At 67.6% G+C, this 16723-nt stretch carries 24 protein-coding genes; all 24 read right to left on the minus strand.

Annotation, left to right across the window (positions count from 1 at the left end; translation table 11 throughout):
* Positions 1–12: 12 nt before the first annotated feature.
* On the minus strand, positions 13–396 hold the full coding sequence (rplR, locus tag OHA89_RS15975) for a 50S ribosomal protein L18 (protein ID WP_008739696.1): 384 nt from the start codon (positions 394–396) through the stop codon (positions 13–15).
* A 2-nt stretch (positions 397–398) separates the two neighbouring features.
* A complete protein-coding gene (rplF, locus tag OHA89_RS15980; protein WP_215143987.1) occupies positions 399–938 on the minus strand; it encodes a 50S ribosomal protein L6 in 540 nt (179 codons plus the stop codon).
* Between the two features lie 20 nt (positions 939–958).
* Positions 959–1357: a 30S ribosomal protein S8 gene (rpsH, locus tag OHA89_RS15985; RefSeq protein WP_007265911.1), complete on the minus strand. Its 399-nt coding sequence runs from the start codon at positions 1355–1357 to the stop codon at positions 959–961.
* 223 nt (positions 1358–1580) lie between these two features.
* On the minus strand, positions 1581–1766 hold the full coding sequence (locus OHA89_RS15990; protein ID WP_003956452.1) for a type Z 30S ribosomal protein S14: 186 nt from the start codon (positions 1764–1766) through the stop codon (positions 1581–1583).
* 5 nt (positions 1767–1771) lie between these two features.
* Entirely contained in the window at positions 1772–2323 is a 552-nt protein-coding gene (gene rplE / locus OHA89_RS15995) for a 50S ribosomal protein L5 (protein ID WP_030154702.1), read from the minus strand.
* Complete coding sequence (gene rplX, locus OHA89_RS16000; protein WP_073912889.1) at positions 2323–2646, minus strand: 50S ribosomal protein L24; 324 nt, start codon at positions 2644–2646, stop codon at positions 2323–2325. The genes rplE and rplX overlap by 1 nt, the downstream gene beginning before the upstream one ends.
* A 2-nt stretch (positions 2647–2648) precedes the next feature.
* Positions 2649–3017: a 50S ribosomal protein L14 gene (gene rplN / locus OHA89_RS16005; RefSeq protein WP_008739701.1), complete on the minus strand. Its 369-nt coding sequence runs from the start codon at positions 3015–3017 to the stop codon at positions 2649–2651.
* Between the two features lie 106 nt (positions 3018–3123).
* Positions 3124–3405 (minus strand): 30S ribosomal protein S17, encoded by a 282-nt coding sequence (gene rpsQ / locus OHA89_RS16010; protein ID WP_030008467.1) that lies wholly within the window; start codon positions 3403–3405, stop codon positions 3124–3126.
* Positions 3405–3629: a 50S ribosomal protein L29 gene (gene rpmC, locus OHA89_RS16015; RefSeq protein WP_008739703.1), complete on the minus strand. Its 225-nt coding sequence runs from the start codon at positions 3627–3629 to the stop codon at positions 3405–3407. Before rpmC ends, rpsQ begins: the two co-directional genes overlap by 1 nt.
* Positions 3629–4048, minus strand: coding sequence for a 50S ribosomal protein L16 (gene rplP, locus OHA89_RS16020; protein ID WP_008739704.1), 420 nt, complete (start codon positions 4046–4048; stop codon positions 3629–3631). Before rplP ends, rpmC begins: the two co-directional genes overlap by 1 nt.
* Positions 4049–4053: 5 nt before the next feature.
* Entirely contained in the window at positions 4054–4896 is an 843-nt protein-coding gene (rpsC, locus tag OHA89_RS16025; protein WP_008739710.1) for a 30S ribosomal protein S3, read from the minus strand.
* Positions 4896–5243 (minus strand): 50S ribosomal protein L22, encoded by a 348-nt coding sequence (gene rplV / locus OHA89_RS16030; RefSeq protein ID WP_037792011.1) that lies wholly within the window; start codon positions 5241–5243, stop codon positions 4896–4898. Before rplV ends, rpsC begins: the two co-directional genes overlap by 1 nt.
* A 43-nt stretch (positions 5244–5286) precedes the next feature.
* The gene (gene rpsS, locus OHA89_RS16035) at positions 5287–5568 is read right to left on the minus strand and encodes a 30S ribosomal protein S19 (RefSeq protein WP_008739713.1); all 282 of its coding nucleotides are present in this window, start codon (positions 5566–5568) and stop codon (positions 5287–5289) included.
* A gap of 12 nt (positions 5569–5580) precedes the next feature.
* Positions 5581–6417 carry a 50S ribosomal protein L2 gene (gene rplB, locus OHA89_RS16040; RefSeq protein WP_008739715.1) on the minus strand — a complete coding sequence of 279 codons (837 nt, stop codon included), beginning with the start codon at positions 6415–6417 and terminating at the stop codon, positions 5581–5583.
* 39 nt (positions 6418–6456) lie between these two features.
* Entirely contained in the window at positions 6457–6780 is a 324-nt protein-coding gene (rplW, locus tag OHA89_RS16045; protein ID WP_030154694.1) for a 50S ribosomal protein L23, read from the minus strand.
* A complete protein-coding gene (gene rplD / locus OHA89_RS16050; RefSeq protein ID WP_030710344.1) occupies positions 6780–7430 on the minus strand; it encodes a 50S ribosomal protein L4 in 651 nt (216 codons plus the stop codon). The genes rplW and rplD overlap by 1 nt, the downstream gene beginning before the upstream one ends.
* Positions 7431–7434: 4 nt before the next feature.
* Positions 7435–8079: a 50S ribosomal protein L3 gene (rplC, locus tag OHA89_RS16055; protein WP_007265899.1), complete on the minus strand. Its 645-nt coding sequence runs from the start codon at positions 8077–8079 to the stop codon at positions 7435–7437.
* A 14-nt stretch (positions 8080–8093) separates the two neighbouring features.
* Positions 8094–8402 carry a 30S ribosomal protein S10 gene (gene rpsJ, locus OHA89_RS16060; protein WP_003948644.1) on the minus strand — a complete coding sequence of 103 codons (309 nt, stop codon included), beginning with the start codon at positions 8400–8402 and terminating at the stop codon, positions 8094–8096.
* Between the two features lie 468 nt (positions 8403–8870).
* Positions 8871–9989 (minus strand): hypothetical protein, encoded by a 1119-nt coding sequence (locus OHA89_RS16065; protein WP_266608181.1) that lies wholly within the window; start codon positions 9987–9989, stop codon positions 8871–8873.
* A 95-nt stretch (positions 9990–10084) separates the two neighbouring features.
* A complete protein-coding gene (locus OHA89_RS16070) occupies positions 10085–12673 on the minus strand; it encodes a peptidoglycan recognition protein (RefSeq protein WP_266608183.1) in 2589 nt (862 codons plus the stop codon).
* Positions 12674–12881: 208 nt separating this feature from the next.
* On the minus strand, positions 12882–14669 hold the full coding sequence (locus OHA89_RS16075; RefSeq protein WP_406366451.1) for a hypothetical protein: 1788 nt from the start codon (positions 14667–14669) through the stop codon (positions 12882–12884).
* A 31-nt stretch (positions 14670–14700) separates the two neighbouring features.
* The gene (locus OHA89_RS16080; RefSeq protein ID WP_215143995.1) at positions 14701–15600 is read right to left on the minus strand and encodes a glycosyltransferase; all 900 of its coding nucleotides are present in this window, start codon (positions 15598–15600) and stop codon (positions 14701–14703) included.
* 6 nt (positions 15601–15606) lie between these two features.
* Positions 15607–16023 (minus strand): DUF2304 domain-containing protein, encoded by a 417-nt coding sequence (locus tag OHA89_RS16085; protein ID WP_215143998.1) that lies wholly within the window; start codon positions 16021–16023, stop codon positions 15607–15609.
* Positions 16020–16709, minus strand: a complete 690-nt coding sequence (locus tag OHA89_RS16090; protein WP_266608189.1) for a glycosyltransferase family 2 protein — start codon at positions 16707–16709, stop codon at positions 16020–16022. Before OHA89_RS16090 ends, OHA89_RS16085 begins: the two co-directional genes overlap by 4 nt.
* Between the last annotated feature and the right edge of the window lie 14 nt (positions 16710–16723).

The following is a 16723-nucleotide window of genomic DNA, read 5'->3' on the forward strand; positions in this document are numbered from 1 at the left end:
CGGAACCGGGGCTTAGAACTTCAGCCCGGCTTCGCGGGCGGCGTCAGCCAGAGCGGCAATGCGCCCGGCGTATCGGTTGCCACCGCGGTCAAAGACAACGGTCTCGACGCCGGCAGCCTTCGCACGCTCGGCCACGAGCGCGCCGACGGCCTGGGCCTGGGCGCTCTTGTCGCCTTCGCCACCGCGGATCGAGGTGTCCAGGGTCGACGCGGACGCCAGGGTGTGACCCTGGAGGTCGTCGATGACCTGAGCAACGATGTTGCGGTTGGAACGCGTCACGACGAGGCGCGGACGCTCCGCCGTACCCGACACGTTCTTGCGAATGCGGATGTGGCGGCGAGCCTTGGCAGCGCGCTTGTACGCGTCGCCCTTGGCGATCTTCACACCGTATGCCATGGCTACTTACCAGCCTTTCCGACCTTGCGGCGGATGACTTCGCCGGCGTACTTGACACCCTTGGCCTTGTACGGGTCGGGCTTCCGCAGCTTGCGGATGTTGGCGGCGACCTCGCCGACCTTCTGCTTGTCGATGCCCTCGACCGAGAACTTGGTGGGCGACTCGACCTTGAAGGAGATGCCCTCGGGCGCCTCGATCAGGATCGGGTGGCTGTAGCCAAGCTGGAACTCCAGGTTGGAGCCCTTCGCGGCGACGCGGTAACCGACACCGCTGATCTCGAGAGCCTTGACGTAACCCGTGGTCACGCCGGTGATCATGTTCGCCACCAGCGTGCGGGACAGGCCGTGCAGGGCCTTGTTCTGACGCTCGTCGTTGGGGCGCGTGACGGTGAGGACACCGTCCTCGCCCTTAACGACACCGATGGGCGACGCGACGGTGTGCGAGAGGGAACCCTTGGGGCCCTTCACGGCGACCGTGCTGCCATCGATGGTGACGTCCACACCGGCGGGAACCTGGATGGGGAGCTTGCCGATTCGCGACATTGCTTTTCCTCCGTTCCCGACTACCAGACGTAGGCGAGGACTTCCCCACCTACGCCCTTCTTGCCTGCCTGCTGGCCGGTCAGGAGACCGTGGGACGTGGAGATGATCGCCACGCCCAGGCCGCCGAGGACCTTCGGCAGGTTGGTGGACTTCGCGTACACGCGCAGACCGGGCTTCGAGATCCGCTTGATGCCCGCAATGGAGCGCTCGCGGTTCGGCCCGAACTTCAGCTCGAGGACGAGGTTCTTGCCGACCTCGGCGTCCTCGACCTTCCAGCCGGTGATGAAACCCTCCTGCTTGAGGATCTCTGCGATGTGCGACTTGATCTTGCTGTGCGGCATCACGACGGTGTCGTGGTACGCCGAGTTAGCGTTACGCAGACGCGTGAGCATGTCTGCGATCGGGTCAGTCATGGTCATGAAGTGGCCTTCGGCCTCTCTCGCCGGGGTTTCCTGTATGCGCCATCCCTCTCCCCACTCAGTGGCGGGACGGGTGCGGTGCGGGGACCTACGGCGTAGTAAGTCGTTATGGGCGGCGGACGCCCAACCACACAAGCCTAAGGCATGCGCGGCCGGGCACCCACCGTCCAGATGCTTACCGAGAGTGCCTGGTACCCCCCAAGTCCTTGCGGACTAGGGTGATTTACCAGGAGCTCTTGGTCACGCCCGGCAGCTCGCCACGGTGAGCCATCTCACGAAGGCACACGCGGCACAGGCCGAACTTGCGGTACACGGAGTGGGGACGACCGCAGCGCTGGCAGCGGGTGTACGCACGCACACCGAACTTGGGCTTGCGGGCAGCCTTCGCGATGAGAGCCTTCTTCGCCATCTCGCTTACGCCTCCTTGAAGGGGAAGCCGAGGTGACGAAGGAGCGCGCGGCCCTCAGCGTCGTTGGTCGCCGTGGTGACCACGGTGATGTCCATACCCCGGGTACGGTCGATCTTGTCCTGGTCGATCTCGTGGAACATGACCTGCTCCGTGAGACCGAAGGTGTAGTTGCCACGGCCGTCGAACTGCTTCGGCGACAGACCACGGAAGTCACGGATACGCGGAAGCGCGAGCGACAGCGTACGGTCCAGGAACTCCCACATGCGGTCACCACGGAGGGTGACGTGGCAGCCGATCGGCTGACCCTCGCGCAGCTTGAACTGCGCGATGGACTTGCGGGCCTTCGTGACGGCCGGCTTCTGACCGGTGATCGTCGTCAGGTCGCGGATGGCGCCGTCGATCAGCTTGGAGTCGCGGGCGGCGTCGCCCACACCCATGTTGACCACGATCTTCACGAGGCCGGGGATCTGCATGACGTTCTCGTACGAGAACTCCTCACGCAGCTTGCCCGCGATGTCCTCGCGGTACTTCGTCTTGAGACGCGGAGTGGTAGCCATCAGATGTCCTCACCCGTCCGCTTGGCAACGCGGATCTTGTTGCCCTCGTCGTCGAAGCGGAAACCGACGCGGGTAACGACCTTCTGGCCGTCCTTCTCCACAACCAGCTGAACGTTGCTGACGTGGATCGGCGCCTCGGTGATCACGATGCCACCGGTCTGCGAGCCACCAGCGGTCTGGCCGGCCTTGGTGTGCTTCTTGACCCGGTTGACACCCTCGACGAGGACGCGGTTCTCAGCGGGGAAGGCGACGATGACCTTGCCCTGCTTGCCCTTGTCCTTACCGGTGATGACCTGAACCAGGTCGCCCTTCTTGATCTTCATGCTTACAGCACCTCCGGCGCGAGCGAGATGATCTTCATGAACTTCTTCTCGCGCAGCTCACGGCCCACCGGGCCGAAGATACGGGTGCCGCGAGGGTCGCCGTCGTTCTTCAGAATGACGGCGGCGTTCTCGTCAAAGCGGATGTACGAGCCGTCCTGGCGGCGACGCTCCTTGACGGTGCGAACGATGACCGCCTTGACGACGTCACCCTTCTTCACGTTGCCACCGGGGATCGCGTCCTTGACGGTGGCGACGATGACGTCACCGATGCCCGCGTAGCGGCGACCGGAACCACCGAGAACACGGATGCAAAGGATTTCCTTGGCACCAGTGTTGTCGGCGATACGCAGTCGCGACTCCTGCTGGATCACGTGTATCTCCTGTTTGTCTGCCGGTTCCCGGCGGGGGCTTCACTCCGAGGAGCTGGGCCCCCACCGAGCCTGGCGGAACGAATCCGGGGGAAACCCCCCGGACGAATTACTTGGCCTTCTCGAGGATCTCGACGATGCGCCAGCGCTTGCTCGCCGACAGCGGACGCGTCTCCATGATGAGGACGCGGTCGCCGACGCCGGCAGCGTTCTGCTCGTCGTGAGCCTTGAGCTTGTTCGTACGGCGGATGACCTTGCCGTACAGGGCGTGCTTCACGCGGTCCTCGACGGCGACGACGACGGTCTTGTCCATCTTGTCGCTGACGACCAGACCCTCACGGGTCTTGCGGAAACCGCGCTCGGTCTTCTCAGTCACGTTGTTCTCGCTCATCAGGCGCTCTCCACCGTCTCGATACCGAGCTCACGCTCGTGCATCAGGGTGTAGATGCGAGCGATGTCCTTACGGACGGACTTGAGCCGGCCGTTGTTCTCCAGCTGACCCGTGGCCGCCTGGAAGCGGAGCTTGAACAGCTCCTCCTTGGCCTCGCGCAGCTTGCCAACGAGCTCCTCGTTGCCGAGCTCACGCAGCTCGGACGCCTTGGTTCCCGTCGCCATCACGACTCACCTGCCTCGCGCCGAACAATCCGGCACTTCATCGGAAGCTTGTGAGCAGCGCGGGTGAGCGCCTCACGAGCAATCTTCTCGTTCGGGTAGGACAGCTCGAACATGACCCGGCCCGGGTGCACGTTGGCGATCCACCACTCGGGAGAACCCTTACCGGAACCCATGCGGGTCTCGGCAGGCTTCTTCGTCAGCGGGCGGTCCGGGTAGATGTTGATCCAGACCTTGCCGCCACGCTTGATGTGGCGGGTCATCGCAATACGAGCCGCCTCGATCTGGCGGTTCGTCACGTACGCCGGGGTCAGCGCCTGGATGCCGTACTCACCGAACGTGACCTCAGTACCGCCCTTCGCCATACCACTGCGCTTGGGGTGGTGCTGCTTGCGGTGCTTGACCCTACGAGGGATCAGCATGTCGGTCAGGCCTCCGTTCCGGTGCTCTCGGCCGGAGCGGCGGCGGGAGCGTCGGCCTTGGGGGCCTCGGCACCAGCAGCCTGCTGCGGCTTGCGGCCACCACGGCCGCCGCGCTCGCCACCACGGCCACCACGGCCGGCGGGACGGTCGCCAGCGCCCTGAGCACCACGGGCCGGGCGGTTACCCGCACGGGCCGCAGCGTTCTCGGCGCGAACCTCGGCGATGTTCTTGACGTCGCCCTTGTAGATCCAGACCTTCACACCGATACGGCCGAAGGTGGTCTTGGCCTCGAAGAAGCCGTAGTCCACGTTCGCGCGCAGCGTGTGCAGCGGCACACGACCCTCGCGGTAGAACTCGGAGCGGGACATCTCGGCGCCGCCGAGACGGCCGCCACACTGGATCTTGATGCCCTTGGCGCCGGCCTTCATCGTGCCCTGCATGCTCTTACGCATGGCGCGACGGAAGGAGACGCGGGAGGAGAGCTGCTCGGCAACGGCCTGGGCAACCAGCTGAGCGTCAAGCTCGGGGTTCTTGACCTCGAGGATGTTCAGCTGGACCTGCTTGCCCGTGAGCTTCTCGAGGTCGCCGCGGATGCGGTCGGCCTCGGCGCCACGGCGGCCGATGACGATGCCCGGACGAGCGGTGTGGATGTCCACACGCACGCGGTCACGGGTGCGCTCGATCTCAACCTTCGAGATGCCGGCGCGCTCCATGCCGGACGTCATCATCCTGCGGATGGCGACGTCTTCCTTGACGTAGTCCTTGTACAGCTTGTCGGCGTACCAACGCGACTTGAAGTCGGTGGTGATGCCGAGCCGGAACCCGTGCGGGTTTACCTTCTGGCCCATTACCGGGAACCTTCCTTGCTGCTGACGACCACGGTGATGTGGCTGGTCCGCTTGCGGATCCGGTAGGCACGGCCCTGCGCACGCGGACGGAACCGCTTCAGGGTCGGGCCCTCGTCCACGAACGCCTCGCTGATGACCAGCGTGGAGGCGTCCGGGTGGTTGTAGTTGTGTGCGGCATTGGCAATGGCGCTGTCAAGCACCTTGCCAACCGGCACGCTCGCGGCCTGCGGGGCGAAACGCAGGACCGCCTGAGCCTCCGTGGCATCCATGCCACGGATAAGGTCCACCACTCGGCGGGCCTTCATGGGCGTGACGCGGATGTACCGCGCCTGGGCCCTGGCTTCCATGGTTGTCCCTTCGGTGTAAGTCATAGTCGTAACCACCCCGCCTTTAGCGGCGCTTCGACTTCCGGTCGTCCTTGACGTGGCCGCGGAAGGTGCGAGTCGGCGAGAACTCGCCGAGCTTGTGGCCGACCATCGACTCGGTGACGAACACCGGGACGTGGGTCTTGCCGTTGTGCACCGCGATGGTGTGACCCAGCATGCTGGGGATGATCATCGAGCGACGGGACCAGGTCTTGATGACGTTCTTGGTGCCGGCTTCGTTCTGGACGTCCACCTTCTTTACGAGGTGGTCGTCGACGAAGGGCCCCTTCTTGAGACTGCGCGGCATCTAAACCCGCTCCTAGCGCTTCTTGTTCGTCTTGCGGCGGCGGACGATGTACTTGCTCGAAGCCTTCTTCGGCGAGCGAGTACGACCCTCCTTCTGACCCCACGGGGAGACCGGGTGGCGACCACCACTGGTCTTGCCCTCACCACCACCGTGCGGGTGGTCAACCGGGTTCATCGCGACACCGCGGACGGACGGGCGAACGCCCTTCCAGCGCATGCGGCCGGCCTTGCCCCAGTTGATGTTCGACTGCTCGGCGTTGCCGACCTCGCCGACCGTCGCGCGGCAGCGCGCGTCGACCAGGCGGATCTCACCGGAAGGCATACGAAGGTGGGCCATCGTGCCCTCCTTCGCCAGCAGCTGCACGGAGGCACCCGCGGAACGGGCGAACTTGGCGCCACCACCGGGACGGAGCTCGATCGCGTGGATCGTGGTACCGACCGGGATGTTGCGGAGGGCCAGGTTGTTGCCCGGCTTGATGTCGGCCGTGGGGCCGTTCTCAATCCGGTCGCCCTGCTTCAGAGCCTTCGGCGCGATGATGTAGCGCTTCTCGCCGTCCGCGTAGTGCAGGAGCGCGATGCGCGCGGTGCGGTTGGGGTCGTACTCGATGTGCGCGACCTTGGCCGGCACGCCGTCCTTGTCGTGACGACGGAAGTCGATCACGCGGTAGGCGCGCTTGTGTCCACCACCCTGGTGGCGAACAGTGATCCGACCGGTGTTGTTACGGCCGCCCTTGCTGTGCAGCGGGCGAACCAGCGACTTCTCCGGCGTGGACCGCGTGATCTCGACAAAGTCGGCGACGCTGGAGCCACGACGGCCCGGGGTCGTCGGCTTGTACTTGCGGATACCCATTTCTCAGTCCTCGTCCGATTCCGGACGACTAGACCTCCGTTAGGAGGCCTGGCCGCCGAAGATGTCGATTCGGTCGCCCTCAGCGAGGGTCACGATGGCGCGCTTGGTGTCAGCGCGCTTGCCGAAACCGGTCTTGGTGCGCTTGCGCTTACCCTGACGGTTGATCGTGTTGACCCCGGTGACCTTGACCCCGAAGACCGCTTCCACGGCCTGCTTGATCTGGGTCTTGTTGGAGCCAGGCGCGACGATGAACGTGTACTTGTTCTCGTCCAGCAGCGCGTAGCTCTTCTCCGAGACAACCGGCTTGATCAGCAGGTCGCGCGGGTCAGTGAAGGTCTTGCTGGTAACGGTCGCCTCAGACATCAGGCGTCGCTCCCTTCGGTCTCATCGGCCTTGGGGCCAGACACGAAGGACTCGAAAGCGGCCTGAGTGAAGACCACGTCGTCAGAGACGATCACGTCGTACGTGTTCAGCTGGCCCGGCTCCAGGATGTGAACCTGGGGCAGGTTGCGGGCGGACAGCCACGCGGCCTCGTCGGCGCGCTCGACGACCAGGAGCAGGTTCTTGCGCTCCGAGATCTTGCCGAACAGCGTCTTGGCGGCCTTCGTGGAGGCGGAACCCTCGACCACGCCGGTGACGACGTGGATGCGGGAGTGACGCGCACGGTCCGAGAGGGCACCGCGGAGGGCGGCGGCCTTCATCTTCTTCGGGGTCCGCTGGGAGTAGTCACGCGGCTGCGGGCCGTGGACAACGCCACCGCCGACGAACTGCGGAGCACGGGTCGAACCCTGGCGCGCGCGGCCGGTGCCCTTCTGGCGGTACGGCTTGCGGCCACCACCACGGACTTCGCCACGACGCTTGGTCTTGTGCGTGCCCTGACGGGCAGCAGCCAGCTGAGCGACAACGACCTGGTGGATCAGCGGAACGCTGGTCTTCGCGTCGAAGATCTCCGCGGGGAGCTCGACGGTACCGGCCTTGTCGCCTGCCGGCGAAAGGATGTCAATGGTGCTCATTACCTCAAGCCCCCTTGGCCGCGGTACGGACCAGGACGAGGCCGCCGTTCGGACCGGGGACCGCGCCCTTGATGAGGAGCAGACCCTTCTCCGCGTCAACCGCGTGGATGGTCAGGTTCTGGGTGGTGACACGCTCGTTGCCCATACGACCGGCCATGCGCATGCCCTTGAAGACACGCCCAGGGGTGGCGCAGCCACCGATCGAACCGGGGGAGCGGTGCTTGCGCTGCACACCGTGACCGGCGCCGAGGCCCCGGAAGTTGTGCCGCTTCATGACACCGGCGAAGCCCTTGCCCTTGCTGTTGCCCGTGACGTCAACCTTGACGCCGGACTCGAACACCTCAGCAGTGATCTCCTGGCCGAGCGTGTACTCGCTGGCGTCGGAGGTGCGGAGCTCCACCAGGTGGCGGCGGGGGGTCACGTCGGCCTTGGCGAAGTGGCCCTTGAGGGGCTTGTTCACCTTGCGCGGGTCGATCTCGCCGAAGGCGATCTGGACCGACTCGTAGCCGTCGATGTCGTTCGTACGGACCTGGGTAACGACGCAGGGTCCGGCCTTGACCACGGTCACCGGGACGACACGGTTGTTCTCGTCCCAGACCTGGGTCATGCCGAGCTTCTCGCCCAGGACGCCCTTGATCTGCTTTGCCATCTTCTCGACGCCTCTCAGAGCTTGATCTCGATGTCAACGCCGGCCGGAAGGTCCAGGCGCATCAGCGAGTCAACGGTCTTGGGGGTCGGGTCGAGGATGTCGATCAGGCGCTTGTGCGTGCGCATCTCGAAGTGCTCGCGCGAGTCCTTGTACTTGTGCGGCGACTTGATGACGCAGTACACGTTCTTCTCAGTGGGCAGCGGCACCGGGCCCGCGACCGACGCACCAGTGCGCGTCACCGTCTCGACGATCTTCTTCGCCGAGGAATCGATGACCTCGTGGTCGTAGGCCTTGAGCCGGATGCGGATCTTCTGTCCCGCCATGGCTACTCCGTAGTCCTGTCTGTATGTGGAAACGCTCTGGCTCTCGGTCGGCTGCGGGACGGATCCCGCGGCTTCCCTCCGACCCACGCGGTCGGGCGTGTCGCACTCCCTCTACAGAAAATTCCCATACGGAAATTCCCTCATCCAAGGGGGTGCGGTCCCTGTGACCGCGTTTCGGGGGAGAAACACCCACCGAGTGCCTGGTGGGCACCGTGCTGACACTTCCCAGAAGATTCCCGTACGTCCGCCCCCATTGCTGCCCCGGAAGGCAGATTAAGGACGACGAGTACTGTGGGACTCGCTTCCGGTCCTCCCGGCGGGAGGCGCGCAGCATCGGCACTCAGCCGAGCAACTTGAGTAGTCTGCCATACGAGGCACGTACCTGGCCAATCGGGCGGAAGAGAATACCCCGCCACGCTGAGTGGTCAAACAGCACCACGCAATCGCGTGACGGGGTGACTCCCCCGGTCAGGAGCGGGTGACCGTCCCGCACCCTTCGCCCTCGATGTCCCTGCTGCGGTCGTACGGATCCACGGCGGGCCCGGTGGGCGCCGACCCGGCCGGCGCCGCCCGCGGGAAGTCCGGGTGCAGGAAGCCGTCGGCCGTCTCGCATCCGACGTTCGACCACTCCGAGACGTACTTGCGCAGCTGGAGCCGGTCCCCGGTGGCCGCCCAGCGCGCCGGGTCGAGCAGGCTCAGGGTGATCTGCCGGCGCACGATGGTGCGCTGCACGCTCGTGCCCCCGTTCGTCATGGGGTGGACGAAGGTGTAGTCCGTCACCACGAGCAGTTCCCCGGGCTCCCCCTGCTCCGCGCGCATGCTGCCGCGCACCTTGACGACGTCACCGACCGGCTTGACCTTCGCCTGGTCGAAGCGGGTGAAGAGCAGCACCGGGGTGTTCTCCGCGGTGGGCTTCGTCAGGGACTGCTCCAGCCGCTGCGGGACCTCCGGCTGCCGGGGGTCCAGGATCGCCAGGGCGGCGGCCGGCCGCTCCCCGCGCAGGGTCGCCGGGTCGAGGTTGGCCGCGATCAGGAACTGCCTGGTCTTCTCCAGCGCGTCCGCGACCTGCTGCTTGGACATCCCGCCGACGGCCGTGGCCTCGGGGACCTCGATGCCGGCGGCCCCGTCGGCCCACTGGAGGGCCGGGGAACCGCGGAAAGGTTCCTGCAGAGTCGGCTGGTCCGGGTCCACGGCCGCCGGGGGCGCGGTCGGGCGTCCGGACTCCGCGGGCAGCGGAGCAGCGTTCTTCGCCTCCTGGCGGGCCTCCGTCTTGCCCGTGATCCGGTCGATCACCAGCTCGGGCCGTACGGCGATCAGCGCGAGCCCGGCGACGAGGACGATGGCCGCGAAGGCCTTGAGCCGCCGCTTGCGCCTGCCCCGGCCCCGCATCTCCTGCCACGCCGGGCCGGTGCGCCAGCCCGGGGGCTCCTGGCCCCGGCTGCGCTCCTCGCGCAGTCGCTCGGTCACCATCCGTGCCCGCGCGGACGGCTCCTTCGGAGCGTCCCCCGACCCCGCGGCGGCCTGCTCCAAGAACCGGGCCATCTCCTCGTCGGAGATACCCGCTCTGTCGTCCTCGTTCTTCCCCATGTCCCCTGTTTTCCGTTCCCTGCCCCGACATGCGCGAGGGGCCCCGCACCTTGTGGTGTGGAGCCCCTCACCTGCAAAAAGGCGTGTTCACGCCACTAGCTGAAGTACCCCGTGATGTCCGCGATGAGATCCACGGAACCCGAGTTGTTGTAGAAGCTGACCTTCCCGTCCACCACCGGGACGACCACCAGGTTGGGGATCGTGAGACCGGCCGTGAAGTTCAGGTTCGAGGCGCTCGTACGGGTCGTGCCGCTCGGGAAGACCGCCACGAAGCTCGCCTCGGTCGGGTTCGTCGCCGTCACGTTCAGCACCACGGCCTTCACACCGGTGGCCGGGATGCCGCCGACGCCCGCCACGGGCAGCGTGACCACGCTGCCCCCGGCGACCGGGCCCTGCCGGACGCCCAGGCCCGCACGGGTGTCCATCAGTCGCTTCGGACCGAAGTTCGCGTGCATGGCGCCCGCGTCGCTGTCCGAGAAGTAGCCCGTGATGTCCGCGATCAGGTCGACGGTGCCCTGGTTGTTGTAGAAGCTGACCTTCCCGTCCACCACCGGCACGACCACCAGGTTGGGGATCGTCTGGCCCGGGGTGAAGTTCAGGTTCGAGGCGCTGGAACGGGTCGTACCGCTCGGGTACACCGACACGAAGCTCGGCTGCGTCGGGTTCGTCGCCGTCACGTTCAGCACCACGGCCTTGACGCCGGTGGCCGGGATGCCGTCGACGCCCGCCACGGGCAGCGTGACCACGCCGCCCGAACCGACCGCGCCGGCCGGAACGCCCGTGCCCGTACGCGTGTCCATCAGACGCTTCGGGCCGAAGTTGGTCTGCGTGGCGCCGTCACCGGCCGAGGTGAAGTAGCCGGTGATGTCCGCGATCAGGTCGACGTTGCCCTGGTTGTTGTAGAAGCTGACGGTCCCGTTGATGACCGGCACGACCACCAGGTTCGGGATCGTCTTGCCCGGGGTGAAGTTCAGGTTCGACGCGCTGGAACGGGTCGTACCGCCCGGGTACACCGACACGAAGCTCGGCTCCGTCGGGTTCGTCGCCGTCACGTTCAGCACCACCGCGGTGGGCGTACCGCCGGTGGCGGCCGCCACCGGGAGGGTGACCACGGCGCCCGGACCGACCGGCCCGGCCGCAACGCCCAGGCCCGTACGGGTGTCCATCAGGCGCTTCGGGGCGAGGGGGACGAACTTGGCGCCCTTGACGTCCGCGTCGACGGTGACCGCGAGGCTCGTGGAGACCTTGCCGTTCGCGGCGGTCGCGCGGACCCGGACCTCGTGGCTGCCGTCGGTCAGCGCCGCCGTCGCCTTACGGGCGGAAGCGTCGGTGACCGCGACTGCCTCGCCGTCCACCAGCAGCTCGAACTTGCTCAGCTGGCCGCTCACCGTGCTGGTGGTCCAGTCGACCGTCAGGGCTGCGCCGCTGGGCAGGGTGGCGCCCGGCGTGGCCGCCGCGCCGTTCACCGAGGCGATCTTCAGCTGGGCCGCGGGGCCCGTCTTGCGGAGCGCGTCCAGCTGCGGGTAGAGCGAGTTGCCGGGGCACTGGGTGTTGAAGCCGTCGCGGTGACCCGAGAGCGTCTTGAACGTGTACGTCTGCCCGGCGGTGTAGCTGGTGCCGAAGAAGTTCTTCTGGGTGGCGCCGGCGGTCAGCGTCGTCGTGCCGTTCATGTCGCCGTCGTACTGGCCCAGCTTGTAGGCCGCGACCTTGGAGATGCTTTCGAGAGCGGCGGCCGAGGCACCCGCGTTCGTGTAGTCACCGAGGACGGAGACGCTCGTCGACTCGGAGTTCCAGCCGTAGGTGTGCGCGCCCTGGACGGGCTGGTCCACACCGCCCTGACGGCCTTCGAAGATCGTCCCGCACTTGTCGACGAGGAAGTTGTAGCCGAGGTCGCGCCACTTCTCGACCTCCACGTGGTACTTGTGGATGCTGCGGACGATGGCCGCGGACTCGGAGCACTCGTACGGCGCGGTGGCCGCGGTGTGGTGGACGAAGACCGCCTTGATCTTCGCACCAGGCAGGTAGATCGGGCCCTCGTTGTTCAGGGACTCGTCGGCGCCCCACTGCACGCGCGAGACCACGTCCGGCCGCGGGGCGGTCGACTCCGGTCCCGGCGTCGTCGGCGCGGGGTCCACCGCGGGGAGGGCGAAGGAGGCCGGCCCGAGGCTCAGGCTGCCCTTCTTCTTCGCCTTCGCGCCGGCGGCACCCGGGTCCACCAGGGCCAGCTCCATGCCGGCGGGCAGCTCGGCGTCGCCGCCGCCCACCCGTACCTCGGCTCCGTCGGACGGACCGACCCAGACGGGCTCGGTGGCGCCGCGCAGGCCCGGGCGCTTGCCGTCGAGGCCGGACTCGGCCTGCTCCAGCACCTTCCACTTCGACCACTTGCCGGTGTCGGCGTCCCGGGTGCGGGCCTCGATCTTCCCCTTCACCTCGGCCTCGGGGTCGTTCCAGGAGACGCCGAGGAGCCCGAAGGGCTCGGTGTCCTGCTGGGAGAGGACGGCCTCGCCCTTGCCCTTGGGCTTCAGGGCGTGCTTGTGCAGCTCCCCCTCGACCGGACCCTTCTCGCGGGCGCCGGCGCTGTACGGCGACACGTCGCCGTCCCCGGCGCCGATGCCGTTGGCGACGCCCTGGATGCCGAGAACCGTCACGACACCGAGCGCGGCGGCCAGAGCCGTCCCGCGCACACGACCTAGTTTCAAGTTGTCCCCAACCCCTGTTGTGACTACGCCAGAAGACATGGCTGACCGGCCGGATGCTACTGGCCCCGGGTATCGGCTCGAACAGGGGGGTGGGCATAGAGCATGAGTTCGAATATGCGAGGACCCCCGGTGATCCGCAGCGAACTGCGGGCCGGGGGCCCTCGGTTGGGACGGAGGCTACTCCTGCGCCTTCCTAGTACGGCGCTTTGCGCCCGCAGACGAACGGCCACTCCGACGGCTCGATGCCGGAGCACCAGAAGCCTTTGTCGGGGCGCTCCCGCCAGTCCTTCGTGACGATGTCCGCGCAGTTCTTCTTGTCCGGCGCGAAGCGCGGGCAGGTGCCGTCCGACTTCTTGATGGTGTGGGCCCGCCAGGCGTCGATGCCCATCGACATGGTGTCGGCCTGCGGCATGTACCGGTTGGCCGACCAGGACGCGCCCATCGTGGCGAACAGCGCGATCGCGCACACCATGCCGGCCGCGAGCTGCGCGACCACCCGCCGGGGAACGACCCGGGCGGCGGGTGCGGCGCCGCTCGGCCGCAGCGTGCGCTCGGCCCAGCCGGAGCCCCGGTCGACCACGGCCATCATGCCGAGGACGGCCAGGATCATCAGGCAGTACATGATGATCCAGGTGGTGCGCGGGTAGAGCTGCACGGCCTTGTCGTGCGCCATGTGCGAGGCGAACCAGAAGCGGGCCAGCCAGGCGCCGGCCAGCGTGGCGGCGGCGGTCAGGACCATGATGTTGCGCAGCGCCAGTCCGATGCCCAGGCCCACGGCGAACAGCAGCAGCAGGGCGAAGCCGCTCTGGCCCGCCATCTCGCCGGCCACCGGCCAGGTTTGGTACTCGAGCTTCCCGGACCGGTCGGACACCCAGCCCAGCACGTACGTCGGATCGACGTACGTGGCCAGGAAGGCGTAGCGGTCAGGGGTCTGGGAACCGAGCCGGGCCATCTGGTAGATCAGCGGGGCGCCGACGAAACCGGCCGTCAGCAGGGTGACGGAGATGAACGCGCCAGTCCGTTTGACCACCGTCTTTCCGCCGCGCCAGGGGAAGAGGCACAGCGCGAGCACGAACACCCCGGGCGCGGCCCAGACGTACCAGCCGGAGTACCAGAGGAAGACCAGGCCGAAAACGAGGCCGAGGACCGCGCCGCGCAGCAGGTTCTGGCGCAGCGGACGCTCGCCGGAGCGGCGCATCTCGCGCAAGCAGTAGCCGAGCAGCGGCAGCAGTACGAGCATGCTGCCGTGGCTGTACGGGCGGATCGGGTCCATGAACAGCAGGGCCGAGGGCACCGCGATGAGCAGCGCCCAGAACGGCCGGAGCAGCAGCCGCCAGGCCAGGTACGTCAGCGGGCCCGCGATGGCGGTGAAGAAGATCTGGAAGTCCTTGAGGGCGAACCCGGGTCCGCCGGGCACGTCGTAGCGGATCTTCGCCCAGACGGCCATCAGGCCGGGGAACAGGGGCGGGTAGATGCCCGACATGCTCTCGCCGTGCAGGAACGAGTTGGCCATCTCGATCAGGGCGCTCGGGTCGCCCTCCTGGCCGCCGAGCCCCCAGGGCGTACCGCGCAGGGCGACGACCACGCCGCCCGCCAGCACGCCGGTGGCGAGTCCGGCCAGCGCGGAGCACACCAGGCGCTTCGCGACCTGGTGGCGGTGGAGCGGGCCGCGGTAGGCGGTGTACAGCAGGACCGCGAGCAGCGGCAGGCCGAGGACGGCCGCGTACTGCTGGAGCTTGGCGAGACCGCTGACCTGGCCGATCCGGATGAGCGGGTTCACGCTGATGTGCGTGCTCAGCAGCGTGAACCCGAGGGCTGCCACGAGGCTGACGACGACCTCGGCCAGGGGGAGCACCCAGCGCCGGGAGAGCCACGCCCGGCTCCGTGAGGGGGACAGTCGGCTCTTTCCTTCCGCTGTCGCGGCGGGGCGGGGCGCCGGGGCGCCGGCCCCACCGGCCTCCTCGGGGGCCAGGTGTGTCATCTCAGTCCGTTTCGTGGTGTGCGGTGTCGGCTCAGTTCTGGCCGGAGGTGAAGGCGTGCTTCGCCAGGGTGCGGGCGCCCTCCCGGTGCCCGCGGCGCAGTGCGCCGGGGAGCATGGTGAGCGCGTGCAGGCGGGAGGCGCTGTGGAAGCGCGCCGCGCGGGCGGCCTTGGGCCAGCCCCGGGCGTCCATGCGCGCCGCGACCGCGGCGAAGTACCGCTCGGCCTCGGCGAAGCGGGTGCCTGAGAAGGCCTGCACCGAGGACTCGCTGACCGCGTGCCGGCGGTACTGGAAGACCGTGGTCGAGTTGTCGATCACCATCTCCTCACCGCCCTCCAGCAGGTCGACCACCAGCGCGAGGTCCTGGATCACCGAGTAGTCGTCGCGGAAGTTCACCTTGCGCAGCGCCTCGCCGCGCCAGGCGATGGAGGGGAAGTACAGCCAGTTCCCGCGCAGCACGCTGGCGGCCAGCTCCTCACCGGCCATCAGCCGGCGGCCCTTCACCTGCGGCGCGTACAGCCGCTTCTTGGTGTTGTCCGCCAGGCCCTGGGTGATCCGGCCCTCGCCGTCGATGACCTCGACGCCGGGCTGGACCATGCCGATGCCCGGGTGGGCGCCGATGATCCCGCGGACGGTCTCCAGGTAGTGCGGGTGCAGGAGGTCGTCGCAGCCCATGATGACCACGTAGTCGGCCTCGGAGAGCTCCACGCACTTCTGGAAGTTCTTGGTGATGCCGAGGTTCTGCTCGTTGCGGGTGTAGTGGACCCGCTCGTCGCCGAGCTGCTCGAACCAGCCGGGTACGTCCGGCTCCTTGCCGTCGTCGATGACGACGAGCCGGAAGTCCCGGTCGGTCTGCGCCAGGATGCTGCGCACAGCGTCCTGCATCAGCTGCACGTCCCCGTAGTAGGGGAGCATGAAGTCGAAGGTCGCCATGGAGCGTCAGGCCTTCACGGAGTCGGAGTCGGCGTCGGCCCGGGCGCCGGAGCTCGCGACGATGTCCTGCCCGAGGCGCTCGTCGTTGGCCCGGACGCCCTCGTTGATGGCCACGGTCCGCGCCAGGTCGGTGATCTTCTTCTCCAGCGACCGGAAGCGCAGGAAGGTGTTGAGCGTGAGGAAGCCCATCGCGAGCACCATCACGTAGAGCACCAGGTCGGTGCCTCGGCCGACGCCGAGCTGGTGGGCGAGCCAGGTGACGTCCGTCGGGCGGAGCACCGCGTAGACGTTGACGACCACGAACACCGAGAACGCTATGCGCTTCCAGGCCCGGTTCTTCGCCTGGCTCCAGGTCCGGATGAACATGAGTGCCATGGACACCGAGCCGAGGATCAGGACCAGCTGGATCCAGAAGTACTTCATCGACGCCCACGCTCCCGCAGCGAAATGTCAAAAAGGATGTTGACGCCGTTGATCAGGGACTGACCCTTGGCGCGTGAGTAATCGGTGTAGAGGATGTCCACCGGGACCTCGGTGACCCGCAGGCCGGAGCCGGCCAGGAAGCCGACGAGCTCGGACGCGTGCGCCATGCCGTTCATGGTGATGTTCAGCTGCTCGGCGGCCTCACGGCCCAGGACGCGCAGACCGTTGTGCGAGTCGGTGAGCTTGAGCTTGCGGGCGGTGGGGCTGACCGCGGCGGCCGTGCGCAGCACCACCTGCTTGATCCACGGCACCTGGCCGTTCTGCTCGATGAAGCGGGAGCCGAGTACGACGTCGGCCTCTCCGCTGCGCAGCACCGCCACCATCGTCTCGACGTCCTTGGTCTGGTGCTGACCGTCCGCGTCGAAGGTGGCGAAGTAGCGGGCGCCGGGCTGGGCGAGCGCGTAGGTGAGGCCGGTCTGCAGGGCCGCGCCCTGGCCGAGGTTGACCGGGTGGCGCACCAGGTGCGCGCCGGTGGTGGCGATGTGCCTGGCCGAGTCGTCGGTGCTTCCGTCGTCGACGACGACGATGTTGGGGAACGTCTTGCGGGCCCCCTCGACCACGTCGGCGATCACCTGGCCCTCGTTATAGGCCGGTATGACCAGCCAGACATCGTCGTAATCGGACACGGTAGCTCCAGCGG

It is taken from the genome of Streptomyces sp. NBC_01546, from assembly GCF_045208355.1.
In the GTDB taxonomy this organism is placed as follows: Bacteria; Actinomycetota; Actinomycetes; order Streptomycetales; family Streptomycetaceae; genus Streptomyces.